The organism is Bradyrhizobium sp. B117 (assembly GCF_038969555.1).
Taxonomy (GTDB): domain Bacteria; phylum Pseudomonadota; class Alphaproteobacteria; order Rhizobiales; family Xanthobacteraceae; genus Bradyrhizobium.
In genome coordinates this window covers 312,986-339,496 of sequence record NZ_CP152414.1, presented here as the reverse complement: position 1 = coordinate 339,496, position 26,511 = coordinate 312,986, and the positions used below count along the sequence as shown (strand labels likewise).

Annotated in this window: 22 protein-coding genes; 11 read left to right on the top strand and 11 right to left on the bottom strand. The window is 64.5% G+C overall.

Annotated features, from left to right (window positions below):
* Positions 1–293: 293 nt before the first annotated feature.
* Together otsB and AAFG16_RS01595 are read right to left on the bottom strand one after the other, a co-directional pair.
* On the bottom strand, positions 294–1,109 hold the full coding sequence (gene otsB / locus AAFG16_RS01600; protein ID WP_283083274.1) for a trehalose-phosphatase: 816 nt from the start codon (positions 1,107–1,109) through the stop codon (positions 294–296).
* 3 nt (positions 1,110–1,112) lie between these two features.
* Positions 1,113–2,600, bottom strand: a complete 1,488-nt coding sequence (locus tag AAFG16_RS01595) for an MFS transporter (protein WP_283083273.1) — start codon at positions 2,598–2,600, stop codon at positions 1,113–1,115.
* Positions 2,601–2,775: 175 nt separating this feature from the next.
* Between AAFG16_RS01595 and AAFG16_RS01590 the strand changes: the two genes are divergently transcribed.
* Complete coding sequence (locus AAFG16_RS01590) at positions 2,776–3,159, top strand: DUF3175 domain-containing protein (protein ID WP_342736784.1); 384 nt, start codon at positions 2,776–2,778, stop codon at positions 3,157–3,159.
* 196 nt (positions 3,160–3,355) lie between these two features.
* Here the strand turns inward: AAFG16_RS01590 and AAFG16_RS01585 are convergent, their stop codons facing one another.
* Both AAFG16_RS01585 and AAFG16_RS01580 read right to left on the bottom strand, forming a co-directional pair.
* Positions 3,356–5,389: a HAMP domain-containing methyl-accepting chemotaxis protein gene (locus tag AAFG16_RS01585; protein WP_342736782.1), complete on the bottom strand. Its 2,034-nt coding sequence runs from the start codon at positions 5,387–5,389 to the stop codon at positions 3,356–3,358.
* Between the two features lie 386 nt (positions 5,390–5,775).
* Complete coding sequence (locus AAFG16_RS01580) at positions 5,776–7,815, bottom strand: HAMP domain-containing methyl-accepting chemotaxis protein (RefSeq protein WP_342736780.1); 2,040 nt, start codon at positions 7,813–7,815, stop codon at positions 5,776–5,778.
* A gap of 342 nt (positions 7,816–8,157) precedes the next feature.
* On the opposite strand from AAFG16_RS01580, the gene AAFG16_RS01575 reads away from it, so the two are divergent.
* The 4 genes from AAFG16_RS01575 (at position 8,158) to AAFG16_RS01560 (ending at position 13,198) form a co-directional block, all read left to right on the top strand.
* A complete protein-coding gene (locus AAFG16_RS01575) occupies positions 8,158–8,643 on the top strand; it encodes a (2Fe-2S)-binding protein (RefSeq protein ID WP_027563543.1) in 486 nt (161 codons plus the stop codon).
* Between the two features lie 83 nt (positions 8,644–8,726).
* A complete protein-coding gene (locus AAFG16_RS01570) occupies positions 8,727–11,069 on the top strand; it encodes a xanthine dehydrogenase family protein molybdopterin-binding subunit (protein WP_342736777.1) in 2,343 nt (780 codons plus the stop codon).
* Positions 11,070–11,083: 14 nt separating this feature from the next.
* A complete protein-coding gene (locus AAFG16_RS01565) occupies positions 11,084–11,884 on the top strand; it encodes a xanthine dehydrogenase family protein subunit M (RefSeq protein ID WP_342736775.1) in 801 nt (266 codons plus the stop codon).
* A gap of 207 nt (positions 11,885–12,091) precedes the next feature.
* Complete coding sequence (locus AAFG16_RS01560) at positions 12,092–13,198, top strand: CaiB/BaiF CoA-transferase family protein (RefSeq protein ID WP_283083267.1); 1,107 nt, start codon at positions 12,092–12,094, stop codon at positions 13,196–13,198.
* Between the two features lie 135 nt (positions 13,199–13,333).
* Here the strand turns inward: AAFG16_RS01560 and hppD are convergent, their stop codons facing one another.
* On the bottom strand, positions 13,334–14,452 hold the full coding sequence (gene hppD / locus AAFG16_RS01555) for a 4-hydroxyphenylpyruvate dioxygenase (protein ID WP_342736773.1): 1,119 nt from the start codon (positions 14,450–14,452) through the stop codon (positions 13,334–13,336).
* Positions 14,453–14,574: 122 nt separating this feature from the next.
* Here hppD and AAFG16_RS01550 point away from each other — a divergent pair, with 122 nt between their 5' ends.
* The gene (locus AAFG16_RS01550; protein WP_342736771.1) at positions 14,575–15,054 is read left to right on the top strand and encodes an Lrp/AsnC family transcriptional regulator; all 480 of its coding nucleotides are present in this window, start codon (positions 14,575–14,577) and stop codon (positions 15,052–15,054) included.
* Positions 15,055–15,127: 73 nt separating this feature from the next.
* Positions 15,128–15,439, top strand: a complete 312-nt coding sequence (locus tag AAFG16_RS01545) for a DUF1272 domain-containing protein (RefSeq protein ID WP_283083265.1) — start codon at positions 15,128–15,130, stop codon at positions 15,437–15,439.
* 121 nt (positions 15,440–15,560) lie between these two features.
* Here the strand turns inward: AAFG16_RS01545 and fahA are convergent, their stop codons facing one another.
* The 5 genes from fahA to AAFG16_RS01520 form a co-directional block, all read right to left on the bottom strand.
* Positions 15,561–16,835 (bottom strand): fumarylacetoacetase, encoded by a 1,275-nt coding sequence (fahA, locus tag AAFG16_RS01540; RefSeq protein WP_283083264.1) that lies wholly within the window; start codon positions 16,833–16,835, stop codon positions 15,561–15,563.
* Positions 16,836–17,015: 180 nt separating this feature from the next.
* Positions 17,016–18,362 (bottom strand): homogentisate 1,2-dioxygenase, encoded by a 1,347-nt coding sequence (gene hmgA / locus AAFG16_RS01535; RefSeq protein WP_342736768.1) that lies wholly within the window; start codon positions 18,360–18,362, stop codon positions 17,016–17,018.
* Positions 18,363–18,364: 2 nt separating this feature from the next.
* Positions 18,365–19,321 carry an MBL fold metallo-hydrolase gene (locus tag AAFG16_RS01530; protein WP_342736766.1) on the bottom strand — a complete coding sequence of 319 codons (957 nt, stop codon included), beginning with the start codon at positions 19,319–19,321 and terminating at the stop codon, positions 18,365–18,367.
* A 22-nt stretch (positions 19,322–19,343) separates the two neighbouring features.
* Entirely contained in the window at positions 19,344–19,568 is a 225-nt protein-coding gene (locus AAFG16_RS01525) for a DUF2783 domain-containing protein (protein ID WP_342736764.1), read from the bottom strand.
* A gap of 8 nt (positions 19,569–19,576) precedes the next feature.
* The gene (locus AAFG16_RS01520) at positions 19,577–21,196 is read right to left on the bottom strand and encodes an FAD-dependent oxidoreductase (RefSeq protein ID WP_342736762.1); all 1,620 of its coding nucleotides are present in this window, start codon (positions 21,194–21,196) and stop codon (positions 19,577–19,579) included.
* Positions 21,197–21,306: 110 nt separating this feature from the next.
* On the opposite strand from AAFG16_RS01520, the gene AAFG16_RS01515 reads away from it, so the two are divergent.
* Both AAFG16_RS01515 and AAFG16_RS01510 read left to right on the top strand, forming a co-directional pair.
* The gene (locus tag AAFG16_RS01515; protein ID WP_283083259.1) at positions 21,307–21,849 is read left to right on the top strand and encodes a MarR family transcriptional regulator; all 543 of its coding nucleotides are present in this window, start codon (positions 21,307–21,309) and stop codon (positions 21,847–21,849) included.
* A gap of 57 nt (positions 21,850–21,906) precedes the next feature.
* Positions 21,907–22,650 (top strand): methyltransferase domain-containing protein, encoded by a 744-nt coding sequence (locus AAFG16_RS01510; protein ID WP_342736760.1) that lies wholly within the window; start codon positions 21,907–21,909, stop codon positions 22,648–22,650.
* A 299-nt stretch (positions 22,651–22,949) separates the two neighbouring features.
* On the opposite strand, the gene AAFG16_RS01505 is transcribed toward AAFG16_RS01510, so the two are convergent.
* Positions 22,950–23,756, bottom strand: coding sequence for an N-acyl homoserine lactonase family protein (locus tag AAFG16_RS01505; RefSeq protein ID WP_342736758.1), 807 nt, complete (start codon positions 23,754–23,756; stop codon positions 22,950–22,952).
* A gap of 383 nt (positions 23,757–24,139) precedes the next feature.
* Between AAFG16_RS01505 and AAFG16_RS01500 the strand changes: the two genes are divergently transcribed.
* Positions 24,140–25,675: a caspase family protein gene (locus AAFG16_RS01500; protein ID WP_342736756.1), complete on the top strand. Its 1,536-nt coding sequence runs from the start codon at positions 24,140–24,142 to the stop codon at positions 25,673–25,675.
* A gap of 146 nt (positions 25,676–25,821) precedes the next feature.
* On the top strand, positions 25,822–26,496 hold the full coding sequence (locus AAFG16_RS01495) for an OmpA family protein (protein ID WP_342736754.1): 675 nt from the start codon (positions 25,822–25,824) through the stop codon (positions 26,494–26,496).
* Positions 26,497–26,511 lie beyond the last annotated feature (15 nt).

Below are 26,511 nucleotides of genomic sequence, written 5' to 3'. Positions count from 1 at the left end.
TCATCAATATGGTTCCTGTCATGATTTCTTCGGATTGAAACCAAAATCAGGCATGCGCGTTGGAACAGGTTTTCCTTGCGGAACCCGGAAATTTCACTGCAAAGACAGCATTTGTGACTGATCGCGCAGCACGCATCCCGGCGCGCAATGATACCGCGCCGAGTTCATTGTGTCGGTGACGTGGCGCTGCCTTGGTTTCACCTAAAGCGCGTTCGCGCTTTCGGTCGTTTTGAGCATGATCTTTTCGGAAAACCGCTCCACACTTTGCGCCAACGCGGCCCTTCGGGTCCGGATCATGCTTTCGGATCGAGCAGGCGCGCGAGAAACGCGCGCACGTCGCTCGGTGCATCGAAGTGGCCGTTGACGCCGATGGCGCGGCGGCCGACCGAGAAGGCGAGGCCGTTCATATCAGGCATGATCGCGAACACGGTTTCATCCGTGACGTCGTCGCCGATGAAGATCGGGCGGCGTCCCTTGAAGGGCTCGTGCTTCATCAGTTCGCGCACGCCGCTCGCCTTGGTGAATCCCGAATGCTTGATCTCGCAGACGAACTTGCCGGGCAGCACCTCGATCGGCGCGTTGGGCAAGTCGGCGCGGATCAACGAGACGGATTCGTAGATCGCCTTCTCCGCGTGCGGCGCGAGGCGGAAATGAAGTGCCAGCGAATAGCCCTTGTCCTCGAGCAGGATGCCGGGGCTGAGCTTGGCGATCGCAGCTAAGCGCCGCTTCAGCTCCTTGTCGAGCGGCGGCGCGTGCACGTCGTCCGCTTCACTGTCCACCGACAGCCGCATCTCGGCGCCGTGACCGGCAACGGCGCGGAAGACATCCGGCGCGAAGATCAGGTCGATGTCATTCAGCGAGCGGCCGCTGACCAGCGCCAGCGCGCCGGAGGTGCGCTCCACCAGCGCCTTGAGCGTCTCCGACAGGCCCGGCGGCACCCAGACCTCGCGTGGCGTCGGCATCAGGTCGAGCAGCGTACCGTCGATGTCGAGCAGGATCGCGGTTTCGCCGAGATGCGGCACGAGCGCATGCGGCACCGGCACCGCATCAGGGGCTTCATCATCGGCCATGGCGTGCGTCTGATCCAGTTCAGCGAGTTCTGATGTCATAGTCTACTCCATGAAGGCGAGCGGCCGCGCGATTTGTTCGAGCGATTTGCGTTCCGCAGAGACGGCATAGCGCCACGCCACGATCGCGGCCGCGATCATCAAGAACGATCCCAGCAGATAGCCGGCGAACACGCTGTTGCGCGATCCCGTGTCGATCAACGCGCCGAACAGCGCCGGCCCGATCACGCCGCCGATGCCGGTGCCGACCGCATAAAACACGGCGATGGCCAGCGCGCGGACCTCGAGCGGAAAGGTCTCGCTGACGGTGAGATAGGCCGCGCTCGCGGCGGGCGATGCAAAGAAGAAGATCACCATCCAGGCGATGGTCTGTCCCTGCGCGCTCAAGGCGCCGATCGAGAACAGATAGCCCGACAGCGCCAACAGCAGGCCCGATGCGCCATAGGTGAACATGATCATGGTGCGGCGGCCGAGCGTGTCGAACAGGCGGCCGAGCAGCAGCGGACCGAGGAAGTTGCCGGCCGCGAAGGGAAGCAGATACCAGCCGACGTGTTCGGCGCTGATGCCGTAGAAATCGGTCAGCACCAGCGCGAAGGTGAAGAAGATGGCGTTGTAGAAGAATGCCTGCGCGCTCATCAGCACGAGGCCGACCAGCGCGCGCTGGCGATAGACGAAAAACAGCGTGTGCACGACCTCGCGGATCGGCGTATGATCGCGCATCTTCAACCGGATTTTTGCGAAACGACCGTCGCTCGCATGCTGGTCATGGCCGATCACCGAGCGCTCGATATCATCGACGATCGCATGGGCCTGGTCGGGCCGGCCATGGATCATCAACCAGCGCGGACTTTCCGGGATCCACATCCGCATCAGGAGCACGACGAGGCCGATGGCCGCGCCGATGAGATAGGCCAGGCGCCATCCGAGATCAGGGCCGATCACGGCGGGATCGAGCAGGACGATCGCCGCGACCGCGCCCATTGCTGCGCCGATCCAGAAACTGCCGTTGATGACCAAATCAGTCCAGCCGCGATAGCGCGCAGGCACCAGCTCCTGGATGGTCGAATTGATTGCGGTGTATTCGCCGCCGATGCCGGCGCCGGTGAGGAAGCGGAACACCGCGTAGCTCGCCACATCCCACGACAGCGCGGTCGCGGCCGTCGCGGAGAGATAAAGCGCGAGCGTGATGAAGAACAGCTTCTTGCGGCCGATGCGGTCGGTGAGCCAGCCGAAGCCGAGCGCGCCGAGCACCGCGCCGGCGAGATAGGCGGAGTTGGCAATGCCGAGATCGAGATTGGAGAATTGCAGCACCGGGCTCTGCTTCAGCGCGCCGGAGAGCGCGCCGGCCAGCGTCACCTCGAGCCCGTCCAGGATCCAGGTGATCCCGAGCGCCAGCACGACGCGAGTATGAAAGCCGCTCCAGGGCAGCGCGTCGAGCCGCGCGGGAATGCTGGTCTCGACGATGCGCTCAGTCGCGACCGCCGCCGAGACCGCAGATCCATAATTCAGCGCTGGGCTCTGCTGCAATTCCATCGCGTTGTTGTCTGGCCAACGAAAGCAGCCCCGGTTCACAGGATGTGGACAGGGGCGATCATGGGGGTGGGGCATTCGGCCTGCCACCTGTGACAACGTCTGCGACGAAGGCGGGTTCCCGTGGGAACGGCAACCGATACCGCCCGTTTCCGATGGAGCCGCAAGGAGTTGACGCATGGCTCACGTCAGAAAGACGACACATTCGCGTAAAGCGAGCACCCACAAGACCGCGCGCCGGAAAACCAGCGCCCGCCGGAGCACCGCGCGCAAGAGCACCAAGCGCGCCGCGCCAAAGCGCTGGTCACAGCGCGTGACCAAGGCGAGCGACGCACTCGACCTCAAGCAGGGCGTGTTCAAGCTGACCAGCGCGAAGAAGATCGCGGCCTCCCTGAAGCGCTCGGCCGAGCACAGCTCGCGCCGCAAGACCGGCGCATACCGGTCGGCGCTGTCGATGCTGACCTTCTACATCAACCGCGCCGGCAAGACGCTGCCGAAGACGCAGCGCTCCCGACTGGAGCGGGCGAAGGTGGAATTGAAGCGGGCGTTCGGGAGGGAGTGAGATTCGTGCTTGTTGCTCCGCTGTCGTCCCGGACAAGCGAAGCGCCGATCCGGACCCATAACCACAGGGAGTAGTTTGGCGAAGATTCGGAGTTACCGGCTCGCGCCAAACTTCTCCTGTGGTTATGGGTCCCCGCGCCCGTGCGCAATTGCGCACTAGGCGGGGACGACCAGTGGAGGGTGGCGCTGCGGCAGCCTCACGCCGCGCGGATATTCGCCATGAAGCGGTCGAGCTCGGCGCGCAGGCGGGTGCTTTCGCTGGAGAGCGATTTTGCCGAATTCAGCACCTCTTCCGAGGCCGAGCCGGTCTCGGCGGCGCCGCGGTTGACTTGGCCGATATCGGTGGCCGCGGTCTGGGTGCCTTGCGCGACGGTCTGGACGCTGCGGGCAATCTCCTGCGTCGCCGCGCCCTGCTGCTCCACCGCGCTCGCGATCGAGGTCGAGATCGACGAGATCTGGCCGATGGTGGCGCCGATCTCCTTGATCGCGGCGACCGATTCGGCGGTGGCGCCCTGCATGCCTGCGATGTGCGATGAAATCTCGTCGGTCGCCTTCGCAGTCTGGCTCGCCAGCGACTTCACTTCGCTGGCGACCACCGCAAAGCCGCGGCCGGCCTCGCCGGCGCGCGCTGCCTCGATCGTAGCGTTGAGCGCCAGAAGATTGGTCTGCTCGGCGATCGCCGTGATCAGCTTGACGACTTCGCCGATCTGCTGGGCGGCATGGGAGAGCTTGCCGATGCGGCCGTCGGTCTCCTTGGCCTGCACCACGGCGGCCTCTGCAATGCGGCTGGAATCGCGGACCTGGCGGCCGATCTCCTCGACCGAGGCCGACAGCTCTTCTGTCGCGGTCGCGACCGACTGCATGTTGCTCGAGGCCTGCTCGGAGACGCCGGCGACCTGGCTCGACAAGGTCTGCGTGGTCTCGGCGGTGCGGGTCAGCGTAGAGGCCGCCGATTCCAGCTGCACCGCAGAGGAGGAGACGTTGGAAACGATGGCGCCGACAGCGCTTTCGAAATCATCGGCAAAGCGGATCAGCTCGGAGCGGCGTGCGGTCGCCTGCTCCCTGTTCTGGGCTTCGCTGGCGGCGGCATCGCGCTCGGCCTTGGCGACCGCCTGAACCTTGAATTCCTCGACCGCGCCGGCCATCTCGCCGATCTCGTCCTTGCGCCCCAGGCCGGGCAGCACGACATCGAAATTGCCCGAGGCAAGCTCGCGCATCGCCTTGCACATCGCGATCATCGGACGCGAGATGCCGTTGCCGAGCATCAGCGCGAGCACCGCGCCTATGGCGAGGCCACCCAGTGCCATCATCAACATCAACTGCTCGGTCTCGCCGATGGTCGCATTGGCACTGGCCTCGATGCGCTGCTGATCGGCGGTCAGGTCCGACCGCAGCTCGGCCGAGAGCTTGAGGATCGACGCCGCCGATTTCGTCATGTCACCGTTCGACTTGACGATGATCTTCACGTTCTCGGTCAGCTTGGCGAACGAGGTACGGTACTGCTTGAGCAGATTGCCGATCTCGGTGACGCGATCGGTGATCTTCTGATCGTTGGCATAGATCGAGACCAGCAGGGTCTCCAGGAACTTGATGCGGGCGACGACGCCGTCGGCGTTCTTCGGCTCCGGCTTGGCGACGAATGCGCTCACCGAGGTGGAGACCGCCAGATATTGCGAGGTGACGTCCTTGGCCGTGGTCTGGACCGAAGCAAGCCCCGCCAGCGCGGCCGTGTCGGCGAGATCGTCGAACTTGAAGCGGATCTTGTTGCCGACGCTGTTGAGCTCGTCGGCCGCGATCTTGTTGTTCTCGCGCGTCAGCGTGATGATCTCGCTGAAGATCTTGGCGAAGCGCTGGAACTCGGCCTCGAGCTTGCCGACCTGCTCGCGGCGGGCAGCACCGGTCGTGGCTGCCATCGACTTGGCGATTGCGCCCCTCAGATTCTCTTCCGCCGCCTTGGCCGCGGTCTCGTCGTCCGGCGCGCCGGTCAGGGTATAGGCCCGCGCCAGCCCCTGATAGGCGGTCAGCTCGCGGTCGACGGTCCTGGCGAGGTCGGCTTCCGACACGCTGGCACGATAGGCGGCGACGGCGCCCTGGATCCGCTCGAAGCCAAAATAGGCAAAAGCCATGCTGACGGCGAGGATGGCCAGCACCGCCACGAAGCCGAGGATGATTTTTGCGCGAAAGCGCAAGGTGAACAGCTTCGATGAGCTCGGCTTCGACTTGGCAGACATTCCCCCACCCCATTCCATTCGCGGAAAACCAGGCGCAGCCCGGAAGCAGCCCGCTTCCTGACTCACCGGCACGTTACGGGGCAAAGGATAAGCTGTGGTAAATTTGTGGCGCCGCAACCGGCGGTTAGGTGTCGCAGGGAATTGTTAAGGCGCGCTTTCTCGCGCCGCTATAAATGTTCTCACTTAGGTACCGCGCCACACTCCGCTGTCGTCCCGGACGAGCGCAGCGAAGATCCGGGACCCATAGCCACAGGGAGTGGTTTGGCGAAGACTCGGAGTTACCGGCTCGCGCCGCAACTTCTCCCTGGGAGTATGGGTCCCGGATCGGCGCGCGCTTGGGGCGCGCTGGTCCGGGACGACAGCGGAGGATGATGCAACGGCAGCGCTCACGCCGCGCGGATATTCACCATGAAGCGATCGAGCTCGGCGCGCAGGCGCGTGCTTTCGCTGGAGAGCGATTTGGCCGAGTTCAGCACCTCTTCCGAGGCTGAGCCGGTCTCGGCGGCGCCGCGGTTGACCTGGCCGATATCGGTGGCCGCGGTCTGGGTGCCTTGCGCGACGGTCTGGACGCTGCGGGCGATCTCCTGCGTCGCCGCGCCCTGCTGCTCCACCGCGCTCGCGATCGAGGTCGAGATCGACGAGATCTGTCCGATGGTCGCGCCGATCTCCTTGATCGCGGCGACCGATTCGGCGGTCGCGCCCTGCATGCCCGCAATGTGCGATGAAATCTCGTCGGTCGCCTTCGCAGTCTGGCTGGCGAGCGACTTCACTTCGCTGGCGACCACCGCAAAGCCGCGGCCGGCCTCGCCAGCGCGGGCTGCCTCGATCGTAGCGTTGAGCGCCAGAAGATTGGTCTGCTCGGCGATCGCCGTGATCAGCTTGACGACTTCGCCGATCTGCTGGGCGGCATGGGAGAGCTTGCCGATGCGGCCGTCGGTCTCCTTGGCCTGCACCACGGCGGCCTCTGCAATGCGGCTGGAATCGCGGACCTGGCGGCCGATCTCCTCGACCGAGGCCGACAGCTCTTCTGTCGCGGTCGCGACCGACTGCATGTTGCTCGAGGCCTGCTCGGAGACGCCGGCGACCTGGCTCGACAAGGTCTGCGTGGTCTCGGCGGTGCGGGTCAGCGTAGAGGCCGCCGATTCCAGCTGCACCGCAGAGGAGGAGACGTTGGAAACGATGGCGCCGACGGCGCTTTCGAAATCATCGGCAAAGCGGATCAGCTCGGAGCGGCGTGCGGTCGCCTGCTCCCTGTTCTGGGCTTCGCTGGCGGCGGCATCGCGCTCGGCCTTGGCGACCGCCTGAACCTTGAATTCCTCGACCGCGCCGGCCATCTCGCCGATCTCGTCCTTGCGCCCCAGGCCGGGCAGCACGACGTCGAAATTGCCCGAAGCAAGCTCGCGCATCGCCTTGCACATCGCGATCATCGGACGCGAGATGCCGGTGCCGAGCAGGAAGGCGAGGACCGCACCTAACAGCGTGCCGCCGACGGCCAGCATCAGCACCAGCTGCTCGGTCTTGCCGATGGTCGCTTCAGACTCCGAATCCAGCCGCTGCTGCTCGGCGACGAGGTCCGCCTTCATAGCGGTGGCGCCTTGCAGGATCGCGCCGGCCGAACCGCTCATCTCGGTGACGAGATCGTCGACCATCTTGGCGTTGGCGATCAGCTTCTCCAGCGCTTCGCGATAGGCAACGAGGATGGTCTTGGCGTCCTTCAGGCCGCCGACGATCTTGTCGTCCATGGAATAGACCGCGCCGAGCGAGTTCTCGACGAATTTCAGCCGGGCCAGGGCGCTGGTCGCGATGGCCTGGTCGGACGTCAGCACGAAATTGGTGGCCGCAGCGCTTGCGGTCTGGAACTGGGCGTTGACCTGCTTGGTGCCGAACTCGATCGCCTGCGCCTCGGAATCGGAGGCATTGTTGCCGATGTCGTCGAGCTTGTACTTCAAGAGATTAGCTTGGCGTGTGAGCTGGTTCTGCACCAAGAGCGCGCTGTCCCGCTTTGCCTGGAGCACCTTGGCGAAGGTCGCGGAGAAATTCGAAAACTCCTTGGCGAGCTTGGAAAGGCTCTCCTGCCGCGCCGGCGTCTTGGCACCCTTGGCGGCCTGGTCGATGGCATTCTTCAGACTGGCCTCGGCATCCAGCGCCGTCTTGGCGTCATCTTCCTTGCCGGTAACGACGAAATATTTGACGGCCGAACGGTAGCCCAGCAGCTCGCGGTCGATGTTACGGGCAAGATCCGCCTCGGAAACGCTGCTGCGGTAGGCCCCGACGCCGGACGACACCCGCTCGAAGCCGAAATAGGAGAAGGCCATGCTGCCGGCGGAGATCACCAGCACCGCGGCGAAGCCGAGGATGATCTTTGCGCGGAACCTGAGGGTCGGAAATATTGTACGCTTCGACGGCGACGCGATACGCCCGGACATTCCAACCCCCATTTATTCTATTCAGCCGAGATCCGGAGGCGCCCCGCCCCCCGACCTGGATGCGCAAAACTAAGGCAGAATCGATAAGGGGCGGTAAATTCGGCACGTCCGCCCAATGCGGGGCTTGATCGGCCAGAGGCCGACCGGTGGGATGACGGCTGGCATCCCACGAAGCTGGCCGGTCCGGCCGCCAAATCCTCGACCCGCCCGCGCAAGTCGTTGCGTCCACGGCCGGATCGATGACTTTTCCATGACCGGGGCGACCAAAATCCCAGTTGCAAAGTCCGGACGCCGCTGTCTCTAATTAGAAACAATCAAAATCATCCCGGGAGGACTACAACCGTGTCTACAGTCAAACTGACGGTGAACGGCAAGGCCGTCGCCGTCGACGTCGAGGATCGCACGCTGCTGGTCCATCTGCTGCGCGATCACCTCAATCTCACGGGAACCCATGTCGGCTGCGACACCAGCCAATGCGGCGCTTGCGTCGTCCACATGGACGGCCGTGCGGTGAAGTCCTGCACCATGCTGGCGGGCCAGGCTGACGGCGCCAACGTCACCACCATCGAAGGCATCGCCAAGGGTGACGAGCTGCACCCGATGCAGGCCGCCTTCCGCGACAATCACGGCCTGCAGTGCGGCTATTGTACGCCGGGCATGATCATGTCGGCGATCGACATCGTGCACCGCCATGGCGGTCAGCTCGACGAGGCCACAGTCCGCCAAGAGCTCGAAGGCAATATCTGCCGCTGCACCGGCTACCACAACATCGTCAAGGCCGTGCTGGATGCAGCCGGACGCATGAAGGTCTCGCAGGCGGCCGAGTAAGCGGCCCGCCTCGAATAAGAACCACCGCCGCGGCTTTCGAGGGAAAGCGCGGTCAAAACAATTTCCGGTCGGGAGGACCAGACATGGGTGTTGAAGGCATCGGCGCGCGCGTCGTGCGCAAGGAAGACAAGCGTTTCATTACCGGCAAGGGCCGGTACGTGGACGACATCAAGCTCACGGGCATGACCCATGCCCATTTCATCAGAAGCCCGCACGCGCACGCCAAGGTGAAGAAGATCGACTCGTCCGCCGCGCTGAAGATGCCGGGCGTGGTCGCGGTGCTCACCGGACAGCAGCTGGTCGACGACAAGGTCGGCAACCTCATCTGCGGCTGGGCCATCACCTCTAAGGACGGCAGCCCGATGAAGATGGGCGCATGGCCGGCGATGGCGCCGGAGACGGTGCGCTTCGTCGGGCAGGCCGTCGCGGTCGTGATCGCCGACAGCAAGAATCTGGCACGCGATGCGGCCGAATCCGTCGTCGTGGATTATGAAGAGCTGCCCGCCGTCGCCGACATGCCGTCGGCCATCAAGGCTGGCGCGCCGCAGCTTCACCCCGAAGCTCCCGGCAACCAGGTCTATGACTGGGTGATCGGCGACGAGGGCGCGGTGAGCGCCGCCTTCTCGAAGGCTGCCAATGTCGTCAAGCTCGACGTCACCAACAACCGCCTCGCTCCGAACGCGATGGAGCCGCGCGCGGCGATCGCCGATTACGATGCGGCGGAAGAGCACTTCACCCTTTATACGACCTCGCAGAACCCGCACGTCGCCCGCCTCGTGCTGTCGGCGTTCTACAACATCGCCCCAGAGCACAAGCTGCGCGTGATCGCCCCCGACGTCGGCGGCGGCTTCGGCTCGAAAATCTTCATCTATCCGGAAGAGATGGTGGCGCTGTGGGCCTCGAAGAAGGTCGGCCGTCCCGTGAAATGGACCGGCGACCGTACCGAGGCCTTCCTCACCGACGCGCATGGCCGCGACCACGTCACCCATGCGGAGATGGCGTTCGACGCCAACAACAAGATCATCGGCTTGAAGGTGAAGACCTACGCCAATTTCGGCGCCTACATGTCGCTGTTCTCCTCGTCAGTGCCGACCTATCTCTACGCGACGCTGCTGTCGGGCCAGTACAACATCCCGGCGATCCATGCCGAGGTGATCGGCGTCTACACCAACACCACGCCGGTCGACGCCTATCGCGGCGCGGGCCGGCCCGAGGCGAGCTATCTGATCGAGCGGCTGATGGAGACGGCGGCGCGGCAGCTCAAGGTCGATCCGGCCCAGCTGCGCCGGACCAACTTCATCACCCAGTTCCCGCACCAGACGCCGGTGATCATGGCCTATGATACCGGCGACTTTAACGCCTCGCTCGATGCGGCGATGAAGGCGATCGACTATGCCGGCTTCGCCGCGCGCAAGGCGCAGGCGAAGTCACAGGGCAAGCTGCGCGGCATCGGCGTGTCCTGCTACATCGAAGCCTGCGGCATCGCACCGTCGAAGGCGGTCGGCAGCCTGGGCGCCGGCGTCGGCCTGTGGGAATCGGCCGAGGTGCGCGTCAACCCGGTCGGCACCATCGAGATCCTCACGGGCTCGCACAGCCACGGCCAGGGTCATGAGACGACGTTCTGCCAGCTCGTCGCCGATCGCCTCGGCGTTCCCATCAGCCAGGTCTCGATCGTCCATGGCGACACCGACAAGGTGCAGTTCGGCATGGGCACCTACGGCTCGCGCTCCGCAGCCGTCGGCCTCACCGCGATCCTGAAGGCCATGGAGAAGATGGAATCCAAGGCCAGGAAGATCGCCGCGCATGCGCTCGAGGCGTCGGAAGCCGACATCGTCATCGAGAACGGCGAGTTCAAGGTGACGGGCACCGACAAGGCGATCGCCTTCCCGATGGTCGCGCTCGCGGCCTACACCGCGCACAACCTGCCTGACGGGATGGAGCCGGGCCTGAAGGAAAGCGCCTTCTACGATCCGACCAACTTCACCTTCCCGGCGGGCACCTATATCTGCGAGCTCGAGGTCGATCCCGGCACCGGCAAGACCTCCTTCGTCAACTTCGTCGCGGCCGACGATTTCGGCCGGCTGATCAATCCGATGATCGTCGAGGGCCAGGTCCATGGCGGCCTGGTTCAAGGCATCGGTCAGGCATTGCTGGAGCACGCGATCTACGATGCCAACGGCCAGCCGGTGACGGCCTCGTTCATGGACTACGCAATGCCGCGCGCCGACGATGTGCCCTCCTTCAACCTCTCCCACACCACGACGCTGTGCCCGGGCAATCCGCTGGGCATCAAGGGTTGCGGTGAGGCCGGCGCGATCGGCGCGTCGGCGGCCGTGATCAACGCGATCACGGATGCGATCGGCAAGAACAATCTGGAAATGCCCGCAACCCCTGATCGGGTGTGGCGCACGATCCACGCGGCTTAAGAGGAGGACCGAACATGTACCAGACCACCTATCATCGCGCCTCCTCGGTCGACGAAGCCGCCAGTCTGTTCGGCAAGAGCAGCGAGGCAAAATTCCTCGCCGGCGGCCAGACGCTGCTGCCGGTGATGAAGCAGCGCCTCGCGGGGCCCTCCGACGTGATCGACCTCGGCAAGATCAAGGAGCTGATCGGTGTCGAGGCCGCCGGCGACACGCTGACCATCAAGGCCGCCACGCCGCATTACGACGTCGCGACCAGCGATGCCGCCAAGACGGCGATCCCCGCGCTCGCCTATCTGGCGTCGCTGATCGGCGATCCCGCCGTGCGCTATCGCGGCACGATCGGCGGCTCGATCGCCAACAACGATCCCGCCGCGGATTACCCGGCCGCGCTGCTCGCGCTCGGCGCCACCGTGAAGACCAACAAGCGGTCGATCTCCGCCGAGGACTTCTTCCAGGGCCTGTTCACGACGGCGCTTGAAGACGGCGAGATCATCACCGCGGTGTCGTTCCCGGTTCCGGCGAAAGCGGGCTACGCCAAGATGCGGCACCCGGCCTCGCGCTTCGCGCTGACCGCCGTATTCGTCGCGCGGACCAAATCCGGCGAGATCCGCGTCGCTGCGACCGGCGCCTCGCAGAGCGGCGTGATGCGGGTCGGCGCCATCGAAGCCGCGCTGAAGGCAAACTGGTCGCCGTCGGCGCTGGACAACGTCAGCATTCCCGCAAATGGATTGCTGGCCGACATCCACGGCACGGCCGAGTACCGCGCCAATCTCGTCAAGGTGATGGCGCAACGCGCAGTGGCTGCGGCAGGCTGACCACCCCGCTCTAGCGCCTCGACACAAATTTTCCGCGGCGCGCAGAAATGCGCGCCGCTTTTTTGATGCGCCCATGCGCGAAAAGCGCTTGCCTCGCTGGCGTGAAGGCGAGAAAAGTTAATCAGCCAATTAACTCGCCCCCAAGAGCAACGTCAGAGGCGCTTGCCGGACCACCGGCATTTGGCCGCGACCCGAGGAAACAACAACGTGCTCGATAAACCAGCCCAGAACACATCCGTTCGTACCTCCGGCCCGCTCTCGGGCTTCCGCATCGTCGAATTCGCCGGCATCGGGCCCGGCCCGTTCGCGTGCATGATGCTGGCCGACATGGGCGCCGATGTCGTCACGCTCGACCGCGTCGGCGCCAAGAAGAGCATGAAGTCGGTGGCGGGGCGCGGCCGCAAGGTGATCGAGCTCGACCTCAAGGACCAGGCGGCAATCGCGCAAGTGCTCGACCTGCTCGCCAGCGCCGATGCGCTGGTCGAAGGCTTTCGTCCCGGCGTGATGGAGCGGCTCGGGCTCGGCCCCGATGTGGTGCTCGCGCGCAATCCAAAACTCGTCTACGGCCGTATGACCGGCTGGGGCCAGGAAGGCCCGCTCGCCAACGCGGCCGGCCACGACATCAACTACATCTCCATCACCGGCGCGCTCGCCGCGATCGGCACCAAGGAAGCGCCGGTGCCGCCGCTCAACCTCGTCGGCGATTTCGGCGGCGGCGCGCTCTATCTCGTCGTCGGCGTGCTCGCCGCGCTGCTGGAAGCGCAAAAGTCCGGCAAGGGCCAGGTGGTGGACGCCGCGATGTGCGACGGCGCGGCATCGCTGATGTCGTTCTTCTTCGACATGACGACCCTCGGCCGCTGGACCGAGGGGCGTAACCAGAACTTCCTCGATGGCGGCGCGCATTTCTACGGCGTCTACGAATGCGCCTGCGGCCATTTCGTCTCGATCGGCTCGATCGAGCCGCAGTTCTACGCGCTGCTGCGCGAGCGCGCGGGCCTTTCCGACGCAGATTTCGACGCGCAGATGAATCCCAAGGCCTGGCCGGCGCTGAAGGAGAAGCTGAAGGCCGTGTTCAAGAGCAAGACGCGCGAGGACTGGTGCAAGATCATGGAAGGCACCGACATCTGCTTTGCGCCGGTGCTGACCATGTCGGAAGCGACGCAGCATCCGCACATGGTGGCCCGCAACGTCTTCCTCGAGCGCCACGGCGTCAAGCAGCCCGCGCCGGCGCCGAGATTCTCGCGCACGCCATCGGCGGTGCGGGAGCCGGAGGGTGCGGAGATTGGCACCGTGACGGCGGCGTGGAAGAGATAGGGCCGACGGGCACGCTCTCGTAGGGTGGGCAAAGCGAAGCGTGCCCACCACTTTGACCGAGATCACGGAGAGATGGTGGGCACGGCGCTGCGCGCCTTTGCCCACCCTACGGCAATGTGCCTGACGGCCGCGTCCCTACGCCGCGTTCCCCACCTTCAGCACCCCGCGCCGGATCTGGTCCTCCTCGATCGACTCGAACAGGGCCTTGAAATTGCCCTCGCCGAAGCCGTCGTCGCCCTTGCGCTGGATGAACTCGAAGAAGATCGGGCCGATTGCGTTGGCGGAGAAGATCTGGAGCAGCACCTTGGTCTGGCCGCCATCGACCACACCCTCGCCGTCGATCAGGATGCCGTTCCGCTGCAACCGCGCGACGTCCTCGCCATGCTTGGGCAGGCGTGCATCGATCTTCTCGAAATAGGTCTCGGGCGGCGACGGCATGAACGGCAGGCCGGCGGCGCGCAGGCCCTCGATCGTGCCGTGGATCTCGCGGCAGCCGCAGGCGATGTGCTGGATGCCTTCGCCGCGATAGGTCTTCAGATATTCCTCGATCTGGCCGGAATCGCCGGCGTCCTCGTTGATCGGAATCCGGATCTTGCCGTCCGGGCTGGTCAGCGCGCGCGAGAACAGGCCGGAGGCGCGGCCCTCGATGTCGAAGAAGCGGATCTGGCGGAAGTTGAACAGTTTCTCGTAGAAGCCGGCCCAGACATCCATGCGGCCGCGATGGACGTTGTGGGTGAGGTGGTCGAGATAGAACAGGCCGGCACCATGGGGCCGCGGATCGCGCGCGCCCAGCCAGTCGAACTCGGCATCATAGGCCGAGCCCTTGGCGCCGTAGCGATCGACCAGATAAAGCAGGCTGCCGCCGATGCCCTTGATCGCGGGCACGTCGAGCGTCTTCTGCGCCGATGATACGTCGGCGGGCTCCGCACCGAGCGCAATCGCGCGGTCATAGGCCGCCTTGGCATCGACGACGCGGAACGCCATCGACGGCGCGCAGGGGCCGTGGGCGGCGACGAACTCGTAGCCGTGGGTGCCGGGCTCCTCGTTGACGAGGTAGTTGATGTCGCCCTGGCGATAGACCGTGATCTTCTTGGTCCGGTGGCGCGCGACGGGCGCATAGCCCATCAGCTTGAACAACACGTGCAGCTCTTCCGGATTGGGGTGCGCATATTCGACGAATTCGAACCCGTCGGTGCCCATCGGGTTGTCGGCGGTGATCGTGGCCGGCGGTGCATCGTGCGGAAACGGACCCATGGTGCTCTCCCAAATGGCTGCTGGAGAGGAACTATCCTTCATCGGACGCGCAATGAGCGTGCAAACGGGACGTATTTTGGCTATCCTATGCACGATCTGTGCATAAAATGGACAAACGACGCATGATTTCCGTGGACGCCTTCGACCTCAAGATCCTGACCGCGCTCCAGGACGACGGCCGCCTCACCAACCAGGAACTCGCCGAGCTCGCAGGTCTCTCGGCCTCGCAATGCTCGCGGCGACGGATGCGGCTGGAGGAGGAGAAGGTGATCGCGGGCTATCACGCCGACCTCTCCAGCGAGGCACTCGGCTTCGGCGTCATCGCCTTCATCCAGGTGGGGCTCGCGACCCACTCGCCGGACAATTCAAAACGCTTCCGCGCACTGGTGAATCGCATCGACGAGATCCAGGAGGCTTATTCGCTCACGGGAGATGCCGACTACGTGCTCAAGGCCGTGCTGCGGGACCTCAAAGGTCTCTCCAACCTCGTCAACGACGTGCTGATGCCGCACCAGAGCGTCGCTCATGTGCGCTCCTCGATCGTGCTCGACCGGCTGAAGGAAAGCTCAAAGCTGCCGCTCAATGAGATCAAGCCCGGCTGAAATGGTGGGAACTACGGCATTCGCGCTTCAGCGGCGATCTGCGATGATTGCGGCCAATCCGGGAGATCGTGCCATGGCCCTCCAGCTGAGACCGAACTGCGAATATTGCGACCGCGACCTGCCGCCTGATGCAACGGACGCACGGATCTGCTCGTACGAATGCACGTTCTGTGCGGATTGCGTCGAGACCAAGCTCTCCAACGTCTGCCCGAACTGCGGCGGCGGCTTTGCCCCGCGCCCGATCAGGCCGACGCAGGAATGGCGGCCGGGCGTGTGCACGAGCAAGCAGGCGCCGTCCGACAAGCGGGTGCATCTGAAGTACAGCCTGGAGGACGTCGCGGCGCACTGCGCGCGGGTGCGCGACGTGCCGCCGGAGCAGAGGTGAACTGCCTCCACTTCGTCATTGCGAGCGCAGCGAAGCAATCCAGACTATCTCCCCGGAGACAGTCTGGATTGCTTCGTCGCTTCGCTCCTCGCAATGACGGAGCTTGTGGCGATGGCGGAGTTCACTCCGCCGCCAATATCGTCCCCTCGACCTCGCCGAACCCGACGCGATAGCCGTTGCCCTGGCACCAGCCGCGCATCACGAGGCTGTCGCCGTCTTCGAGGAACGAACGCTTGGCACCGCCGGGCAGCTCGGCCGGCTCGGTGCCGTTCCAGCTGATCTCGAGCAGGCTTCCCCGCTGGTTCTTCTCGGGACCGGAGATCGTGCCGCTGCCGAGGAGATCGCCGACATTCATGGCGCAGCCGGAGGAGGCGTGGTGCATCAACTGCTGCACCGAGGACCAATACATGTATTTGAAATTGGTACGGCTGATGCTGGCGGGCGCGTTGGCACCCGCAGCGCGCAAGGAGACGTCGAGCTCGACATCGTAGTTCTGCGGCTTCGCCTGCTTGAGATAATCCAGCGGCACCGGCTCCTGCTCCGGCCCCTTCTGACGGAACGGCTCCAGCGCCTCGCGCGTCACCACCCAGGGGCTGATCGAGGTCGCGAACGCTTTCGCCAGGAACGGCCCGAGCGGCACATATTCCCATTGCTGGATGTCGCGCGCGCTCCAGTCGTTGAGCAGCACGAAGCCGAAGATCATCTCCTCGGCTTGGCTCTCGCTGAGCATGCCGCCCATCGGTGAGGGCTGGCCGATCACGACGCCCATCTCCAGCTCGAAGTCGAGCCGCTTGCACGGGCCGAAGCTCGGCACATCGACGTTCGGCGGCTTCAGCTGCCCGCGCGGCCGCTTCACCTTGGTGCCGGAGACCACGACGGTGGAGGCGCGGCCGTTATAGGCGATCGGCATATGCAGCCAGTTCGGCTGCAGCGCATTGTCCTTGCCGCGGAACATCACGCCGACATTGGTGGCGTGCTCCTTGGACGAATAGAAATCGGTATAGCCGGAGACCGCGAAGGGCAGATGGAGTCTTGCATCGCGCATCGGTACCAGCACCTGCTTGCGAAGCTCCTCGTTGTCGCGCAGCTCCGGATTATCGTGGCGCAACAGCTCGCTGATCCGCGCCCGCGTCCTGGTCCAGACCTTTGGTCCGAGTGCCATGAAGGGATTGAGCGAAGGCCCGGAGAACACGCCAAGCGGGCCGACGTCGAGCCGCGAATCCTGCTCGAGCTCCCAGAGGTCGAGCACGTAATTGCCGATTGCAACGCCAACCCGCGGCGTCGGATTGGCCGCGGTCGAGAACACGCCATAGGGCAGGTTCTGGATCGGGAAATCGGAGGTGGGATCGATTTCGATGAAGGAGCGGAGGCTGGGGTCGTTGGGGTGAATTGTCACTTTTCGCTCGATTCTTTCTTCCTTCTCCCCTTGTGGGAGAAGGTGGCGCGAAGCGCCGGATGAGGGGTCTCTATCGGCGAGCTCAATTGCAAGAGAGTCGCTCGCGGAGAGAGACCCCTCACCCGTCTCGCCGCTATCGCGGCGAGCCACCCTCTCCCACAAGGGGAGAGGGTAGGAACGTCACGGCTTATTCGGATCGAACCGCTTCTCCAGGCCGTTCCAGCAATCCGCGTAATCGTCCTGGAGCGTCGACGACTTCGCGGCGTGCGCCGTGACGCGCTGCGGATAGCGGGTCTCGAACATGAAGGCCATGGTGCCGGTCAGCTTCACCGGCTTCAGTTCGCCATTGCTGGCGTGCTCGAAGGCGTCGCGATCGGGGCCGTGCGGCAGCATGCAATTGTGCAAGGAGATGCCGCCCGGGACAAAACCTTGGGGCTTGGCGTCGTAGACGCCGTAGATCAGGCCCATGAACTCGCTCATGATGTTCATGTGATACCAGGGCGGCCGGAAGGTGTTGTCGGCGACCATCCAGCGCTCGGGGAAGATCACGAAGTCGATATTCGCCGTGCCCGCGGTCTCCGACGGCGAGGTCAGCACCGTGAAGATCGAGGGATCGGGATGGTCGAAGCCGATCGCGCCGACCGGCGAGAACGCGCGCAGATCGTATTTGTAGGGCGCGTAATTGCCGTGCCAGGCAACGACGTCGATTGGCGAATACGGCAGGGTCGTCTTGAACAGCGAGCCGCCCCACTTCACGAAGAGCTCGGTCGGCGTGTCCTTATCCTCGTAGTTCGCGACCGGCGTCAGGAAGTCACGCGCATTGGCGAGGCAATTGGCGCCGATCGGGCCGCGCTCCGGCAACGTGAAGGCGCCGCCGTAGTTCTCGCAGAGATAGCCGCGCGCCGGCCCGTTCGTGATCTCGACGCGGAATTTGACGCCCCGCGGTATCACGACGATCTCGCCGGGCTCGGCGTCGATGCGGCCGAACTCGGTGACGAGACGCAGATTGCCCTGCTGGAGCACGAACATCAGCTCGCCGTCGGCATTGTAGAAATGCTGGTCCACCATCGACTTGGTGATGAGGTAGACATGCGCGGCCATGCCGGCCTGCGTGTTGACATCACCGGCGGTGGTCATGGTCTGCACGCCCTGGAGGAAAGTCACCTCATCCTTCGGAAGCGGCGTCGGATCCCAGCGCAGCTGCGCGATCGGCAGGTCGTATTCATGGCACGGCGCCGAGCGCCACAGGCCGGCATCGACTTTCTCGAAGCGGCCGGAATGCTTCACCGAAGGACGGATGCGGTAGAGCCAGGAACGCTCGTTGGTGCCGCGCGGCGCGGTGAAGGGCGAGCCGGAGAGCTGCTCGGCGTAAAGGCCGTAGGCGCAGCGCTGCGGCGAGTTGCGCCCGATTGGCAGCGCGCCCGGCAGCGCCTCGGTCTCAAAGCTGTTGCCGAAGCCGGACATATAGCCCGGCGTCACCTGGGCCGAGCTGCGGACGATCTGATCAGGCGAGGTATTGATGTTCATGACTATCCTCCTCCTTGCAGGGCGGCCCACATTTCCTGGTCGCGCTTGTCGGTCCAGATCACGGGATCGTCGATTCCCGACGCCTCGTCATAGGCCCGCGAGACGTTGAACGGCAGGCAGTGCTCGTAGATGGCGAAGCTATGGAATTTCGGATCCATCACCTCGCGCGTCGCCGCCATCGATTCCTTCAGCGTGCGCCCCTTGGCGACCGAAATTTCGGCCGCGCCATAGAGCGAGGTGACGAAGTCGCGCGTCATTGCGATGGCCTCGCGTACCGTGCCAACGCCCTTCAGTGCATCGCCGCGACCCGGTGCGATCGCCTTGGGATTGAAGTTGCGGATCTCGTTCAGCGTCAGCGGCCATTCGCGCAAATGCGCATCGCCGCAATAGCAGGCGGAGTGATATTCAATGAGGTCGCCGGAGAACATCACTTCGGCATCCGGCACCCAGGCGACGATGTCGCCGGAAGTGTGACCCGCGCCAAGCTGCATGAGCCGCACCTCGCGTTTTCCCAGATAGATCGACATCTCGCCTTCGAACGTCAGCGTCGGCCAGGTCAGGCCGGGAATGCTGGCCGCATCCTGGAACAGGCGCGGGAAGCGGCCGTACTCGGAATCCCAATCCTGCTGACCGCGCTCGGCGATCAGCCGATGGGTCTCCTGCGAAGCCACGATTCCTTGCGCCTTGTAGGCGGAGGCGCCAAGCACGCGCACGGCGTGATAATGCGACAGCACGACATATTTGATCGGCTTGTCGGTGACGGCTTTGACGCGCTCGATCACCTTGTTCGCCATTGCAGGCGTCGCCTGCGCGTCGAACACGAGACAACCGTCATCGCCGACGATAACAGCGGTGTTCGGATCGCCCTCGGCGGTGAAGGCGTAGAGATCGGCACCGATCTCCGAGAAGGTGATCTTCTTCTCGGAGAGATCGCCGGTGGATGCGAAGTTCTTCGCCATCAGGTCATCCTTAAGTCAGTGGTTATTGTTGTTGCTGTTGTTGCTGCTGGCCGTCGATCATGCGGCGCTTGGCCAGCCCGATCGCCTCGCGGAGCACGTCGATGTCGCCGATATGGTTGGCGAGGATCAGCACCAGCGCTGCGTCGAAATCGGCGCTCTGCTCCTCGGTGAGACCGCGATGCGCCTCGACGATGGCGCGGAAGGCGTCGTCAGGCCGTGTGAAGTTCGAGCTGGTCGAAAGCGGCATGCGAAACCTCAATTGACGCCGGTGGCGCGCGACAGCGCCGCCGCAATCGCCTCGCGCGTCGGATGGCGGAAGCGCGCTGCGACATAGCCATCGGGCCTGAGCAAATAGGCTGCGCCCGGCCCGGCGTCGTAGCGCTTTGCGACCAGGCCCTGGGGATCGGCAAGCCCATCCTCGCCGCCGATGCGGATATCCTTCAGCTCTTCCGGCACGTCGGTCGGCGCGCCATTGCTGAACGACATCAAGGTAAAATCCGTTCCACCCTTGCGGAACGCATCGGTCAGATAGGCCTGCTCGCCGGCAACAGGAGCGTCGAGCATGGAACAGCCGGGAGAAGGGCCAGCGCGCCACTCATCTGTATCAAGCGATGACAGCGGCGAGTCATAGCTGCACGGCACCGAGAGCCGGCCGCCATTGACCATGCGCTTGCCGAACTCGGTTTCCTTGGCGAGCGACAGCACAGCCTTGCGCAGCCGTGCTTCCTGGTGCGAGTTCGGCGCCATGAAATCGGTCGAACGGGTGGATTCGCGGATGTTCTCGTCGGCCGCGAAGCTCCGCTCGACATGGTAGCTTTCGAGCAGGCTCGCCGGCGACGTGCCACGGAGCACGCGATCGAGCTTCCAGGAGAGATTCTCGGCATCCTCGAGCCCCGAGTTCGCGCCGCGCGCACCGAATGGCGAGACCTGATGCGCGGAGTCGCCGGCGAAGATCACGCGGCCATGGATGAAGCGGTCCATCCGGCGGCACTGGAATTTGTAGAGCGAGATCCACTCGAACTCGAACTGGTCGTGGCCGAGCATGCGCGCGATCCGCGGCCGCACGTTCTCCGGCTTCTTCTCGACCACGGGATCGGCGTAGCGATTGAGCTGGAGGTCGATGCGCCAGACATCGTCGGGCTGCCGGTGCAGCAGCGCCGAGCGTCCCGCATGGAACGGCGGATCGAACCAGAACCAGCGCTCGGTCGGGAATTCCGCCGTCATCTTGACGTCGGCGATCAGGAACTGGTCCTCGAACACCTGTCCGGCAAAGTCGGCGCCAACCATCTGTCGCAACGAGGAGCGCGCCCCGTCGCAGGCGATGACATATTGCGCGTGGAGGCGATAGGCGCCCTCCGGCGTGTCGATCGTCAGCACCACGGAATCGTTGCGGCTCTCCAGCGCCGTCACCTTGTTGCGCCAGCGCAGGTCGATCGCGGGCAGATCACCGATGCGGTCGACCAGATAGGCCTCGGCGTAATATTGCTGGAGGTTGATGAAGGCCGGCCGCTTATGACCGTCCTCGGGCAGCAGGTTGAATTGATAGAGCTGCGACTCGCCGTGGAAGATGCGGCCGACGCCCCAGACCACGCCCTTGTCGACCATGCGGTCGCCGACACCAAGCCGGTCCCAATATTCCAGCGAACGCTTCGAGAAGCAGATTGCGCGCGAGCCTTCGCCGATGCGGTCGGCATCATCCAGAAGGACGACGCGCTGGCCGCGCTGGGCGAGATCGATCGCCAGCGACAGCCCGACCGGGCCGGCGCCGACAACCACCACCGGATGCTCGGCCGGATTTGGGCCGGGGCGATCCTGATCGGGGTGGCGGCGATAGCCGAACTGGGTCTTGGCCTTTTGCGTATTGGCCGGCGCCATACACTAACCTCGGCTCTGGTCAGGAGGGGACTGATCTGCTAGATAGTCTCACATGCAACTATTTTGGACCGGAGCCGGCCGGCCGTCAACTGGAATTCGGAGCGCTCTCTTTGGCGAGGACATCCAGCGACATCGCGCTGAAGACGCGGCAAGCCGATGAGGCTTCACTGCGGCCGAAGGCGCGCCTCGATCTGTTCAAGTTCGTGCCGTTCCGCCTCAACCGGCTCGCGGCGGAGGTGAGTTCCGCGCTCGCGGTCGAATATCAGGAACGTCACGGCCTCGACATTCCGGCCTGGCGCGTGATCGCCACGCTCGGCTTCCGCAACGATGCCTGCAGCGCGCAGTACATCTCGCAATGCACCCGCACGCACAAATCCACCATCAGCCGCGCGGTGACCACCCTGCTCAATGCACAGCTGATCGAGCGCGTCGAGAACGAAGCCGACCGCCGCGAATTCCGCCTGCAACTGACCAAGAAGGGCCGTGCGCTGTACGAAGAGCTATTCCCGCAACTCTTGCGGCGGGAAGACGAGATCCTCGCCTGCCTCTCCGCGCAGGAGCGCAAGCAGCTCTCTGCACTGCTCGGCAAGATCGAGGAGAGCCTCGACCTGATCCAGACCAGCGAAGAGGCCGACGCGAAGCAGGCGTATTAGCGCGCATACGCATAGAGGCGCAGACGCCTCGACCAGTTGAGAAAGCGTGGCAGGCTCGTGAAGGCACTGGCTCATATCGCGGTGCTACTTGTGGCATTTGCCGCAACGCGCGCATACGCCGCCGACATAGGTTATCTGGCTCCGCCCGGAGTCGCTGCAAGCGAGTTTCCCTCACCGCAGCGCCCTGTTGCGCAGATCGTCAGCGCACGCCGCGCCGCCGAAGAGCGCCGCGACGCCCTCAATGAGGCCGGACAGATCGCACGTGCTCTCGAACTGAAACCAGGCATGACGGTCGGCGACGTCGGAGCGGGCAGCGGCTACCACACGGTGAGGCTCTCGCGCCTCGTCGGACCCGCCGGCTCTGTCATTGCCCAGGACGTCACGCGGGATTACCTCGTCGAACTCGCAAGGCGAACAGAACATCTGAAGTTGACGAACGTGCAATTCGCGCTCGGCGAACCACATGACCCACGCCTGCCCGCCTCCTCGCTGGATGCCGCAATCCTCGTGCACATGTATCACGAGATAGCCCAGCCCTATGCCTTCCTCTACAATCTCGCGCCTGCCTTGAAGCAGGGTGCGCGGGTCGGGATTGTCGATCTCGAGCTTCCGACGTCGAAGCATGGCACGCCAATCGAGCTCTTGCGCTGCGAATTGACTGCCGTCGGCTATCGCGAGGTCGCCGCATATCAGCTCGCAAGGGACGCAGGATATTTGGCGATATTCTCTCCGCCGGAGCTAGCGGCGCGAAAATCTCCCCGCGATATCGTTGCTTGCGCGGATCCTGCCGGCACGCGTTGATACCATATCTGCCGCCCGTCTCGGAAACTGCACACGTCCGAAGAAAAGGTCCGGCTGGAATTGCCGGTTGAGACTCAAACTGGCGCTCTCGATCCTGCTCGGCAAGATCGAAGCGAGCCCAGACCAGCGAAGAAGCGGACGCCAAGCAGGCGTATTAGTCTCTGCTGTCATTCCGGGGCGCGCCCTCTTGGGCGCGAGCTATGATGCGCAAATTGCGCATCTGAGAATCCATACGCCCGATCGTGGTTATGGATTCCGGGCCTGCGCCTTCGGCGCATCCCGGAATGACGGCCGCACCGTCATTTCGCAAACGACCTTGTCGGCGGCAGATGCAGCGCCCAGGCATCGACCTTGTCGCTGGCGCGCGGATAGATCTCGGTCACGATCGGATCGTGGCCAGGAATGAATCGATCTGGATGCCCGGCGAGACGCTCGATCGTTTCCCAGCCTGCCGCCATGTCGCCGACATTGTAGACGATCGGGAACGGGCTCCTGCGCTGGAGATTGGCGTAGTAATGCGCGGCGTCGGACGCCAGCACCACCGGGCCGCGCGCGGTCTCGACCTTCACCACCTGCAAGCCGTCCGAATGGCCGCCGACACGATGCACGGTGACGCCGGGCGCAACCTCGCCGTCGCCGGAATAGAACGTGACGCGCTCGCCATAGACATGGCGCACCATCTGCGTGACGTGCTCGACCGTGAACGGGTGTCGCAGCAGGCCGTTGCACATGCAGCGGCCGGTCGCGTAAGCCATCTCGCGCTCCTGGAGATGGAAGCGCGCGTTCGGGAACCGGTCGAGATTGCCGGCGTGGTCGTAATGCAGATGCGTCACGATGATGTCGCGAACGGCTGAGGCAGCGACACCGAAGCGCTCCAGCGCGTCGACCGGATTCAGCGTGAGCTTGCGCGCCCGCAGGCTCGCCTCCTCGGCATTGAAGCCGGTATCAACCAGGATGTCGCGGCCCTGCCCTCGGACCAGCCAGACGAAATAGTCGAGGTCCTGCGCCGCACTGTCATGCGGGTCGGGCGCCAAAAAATTCATGTTGGGGGTGCGAGGCGACATCGTCGCATAGCGCAGCGCGTAGATTTCGTAGGCGTTTCCCATGGTCTTGCTTTTCTTGAGTTGGATCTTGCGGGACGATCGGGCGCACCAAGCCATTGTCCGCAAGAAAGGTCAAACGCCGGAGGCTGCGGTGACCGCGAGCCTGCCATGTGAGCCTGCGATGTGAGACCAATCACATTCTCTTCGCCCCGCCTGCCCTAACATGCTGCCGTAAAGGTCGAACCGGATCGCATCGAGCCGCAATCATGACAGCCCGTTCATTCTCCTCCCGGCGCGCCCATGCGTTGCGATCAATCGTCACGATTACCCCGAATCTCCAAGCGGTTGACGCCCCCCTTCCCGGGTTTGATAATGCCTGGAGCGTAAGTTAAGGTCGCCGCGGCGCAAGCTGGGAACGGCGCCTTTTTGGCTGGACCGCGCTGATTATGAAAATTCGCTTTCTTGTTCTTCTGTCTCTCCTCATTTCGCTTGTCCCGGCTACGCCATCTATGGCCGCCGGCGACCGCTACGCGCTGGTCATCGGCAACGCCAAATATCCGGATGCGGATGCTCCGCTGAAGGAACCGATCAACGATGCGCACGACGTCGCCGACGAGCTCAAGCGCGACGGCTTTTCCGTGGAGATCGGCGAGAACCTGACCGGCGACGGCATGCGCCGCGCCTTCGACAAGCTGTACGGCAAGATCAAGCCCGGGTCGGTGGCGCTGGTGTTCTTCAGCGGGTTCGGCATCCAGTCGGCGCGCCAGAGCTACATGCTGCCGGTTGACGCGCAGATCTGGACCGAATCCGACGTGCGCCGCGACGGTTTCAGCCTCGAGACCGTGCTCGGCGAGCTCAACACCCGCGGCGCCGGCGTCAAGATCGCGCTGATCGATGCCTCCAGGCGCAACCCGTTCGAGCGCCGGTTCCGCAGCTTCTCTGCTGGCCTCACGCCCGTCATCGCGCCGAACGGCACGCTGGTGATGTATTCGGCGGCGCTGGCCTCGGTGGTATCGGACGCCGGTGGCGACCACAGCCTGTTCGTGCAGGAACTGCTCAAGGAGATCCGCGTCCCCGACCTGATGGCCGAGGAGACGCTGAACCGCACCAAGATGGGTGTCACCCGCGCCTCGCGCGGCGAGCAGGTGCCGTGGATATCCTCTTCCCTGGCCGAAGATTTCTCGTTCATTCCGGGAGCGGCTGGCTCGCGTCCGACAACGACGCCCGCGCCTCCCGCTCCGCCGGTCGTCGCCAACAACCCGCCGCCGGCACCACCCGCGCCGCCCTCGCCACCTCCGCCGCCGAAGCCGGCCGACACGGTTGCAGCGCCCGCGCCTGCTCCTGCGCCTCCCCCCGCGCCCGCACCGGCCCCCTCGCCGAAGCCGCAGGTCGAGGCCGCCCTGCCCCCGCCGCCACCGCCGGTGAAGCCGGCCGAGACAACCCCCGCCCCGAGCGTGGATAGCGGGCCGAGCGCGGCCGCCCTGGCTGAGGACCCCACCATCAAGGGCCTGACCGCCAAGATCGCGGCCAACCCAGACGACGTGAACGCGCTGTACCGGCGCGGCCAGGTCTATGCCAGCAAGGGCGCCTATAACCTCGCCATCAAGGATTTCGACGACACGCTGCGGATCAACTCGAAGGACGTCGAGGCGCTGAACAACCGCTGCTGGACCCGCACCGTGGTCGGCGACCTCCAGGGCGCGCTGAAGGATTGCAACGAGGCGCTCCGGCTGCGGCCGAACTTCGTCGATGCGCTGGACAGCCGGGGGCTCGTCAACCTCAAATCGGGTGCGGTCAAGAACGCCATCGCCGATTTCGATGCGGCCTTGCGGATCAACCCGCGTCTGACCTCCTCGCTCTACGGCCGCGGGCTCGCCAAGCAGCGCAACGGCTCGGCCCAGGAAGGCGCGCTCGACATCGCCAATGCCAAGGCGATGGATCCGAACATCGTTCAGGAATTCGCAAGCTACGGAGTACGCTAGTATTTTTTTGAATTGGGGCAGCGTACGCCTCGAACCTCGGCGGCCCAAGCAAGACTAAACAACGGATGCCGCAAAGGGGCCTTTCCGGGGGCTTATTGCAAGGAATTTTGGAACCGCGCAGGTCGGCTGCGCAGGAGGGACTGGCAATGAGATTTGCTGCAAAAGGACTTACCGCGATCCTGTCGGTCATGGCGATCGGCGCCGCGGTGTCGCTGCCGGCCGCACCCGCATTCGCCGGCGAGGACGGCAACAGCAAGAACGTCACCGAGGACGAGATCGTCCGCGCGCTGGCACCGCCGCCGAAGAAGCCGCTGACCCGCGGCCTCTCTATTGGCGCTCCGCAGGCAGACCCCGCGCCGAACGCGGCCGAGACCAAGCTGATCCAGTCCGTGCGCGGCCGCTCGACCCGCTCGCTGTCGTCGACCGAGCGCGAGGAGATCGCTTCGGTCGCCAAGGACAAGCCGAACATCGATCTCGAGATCACGTTCGATTACAACTCCGCCAATATTAGTGCCAAGTCGCTGCCCTCGGTGCAGGCGCTCGGCCGCGCGCTGACCAGCGCCGACCTGAAGGGCTCGACCTTCGTGGTCGCCGGCCACACCGACGCCGCCGGCAGCGAGGCCTACAACCAGGACCTGTCGGAGCGCCGCGCGGACTCGATCAAGCGTTACCTGATCGAAAAGTACAGCATCTCCGCGACCGACCTCGTCACCGTCGGCTACGGCAAGAGCAAGCTGAAGGATCCGAGCCAGCCGATGGCGGAGGTCAACCGCCGCGTGCAGGTCGTCAACATGGAAAACAAGGCCACCGCATCGAAGTGAGCACGACGCAATCCT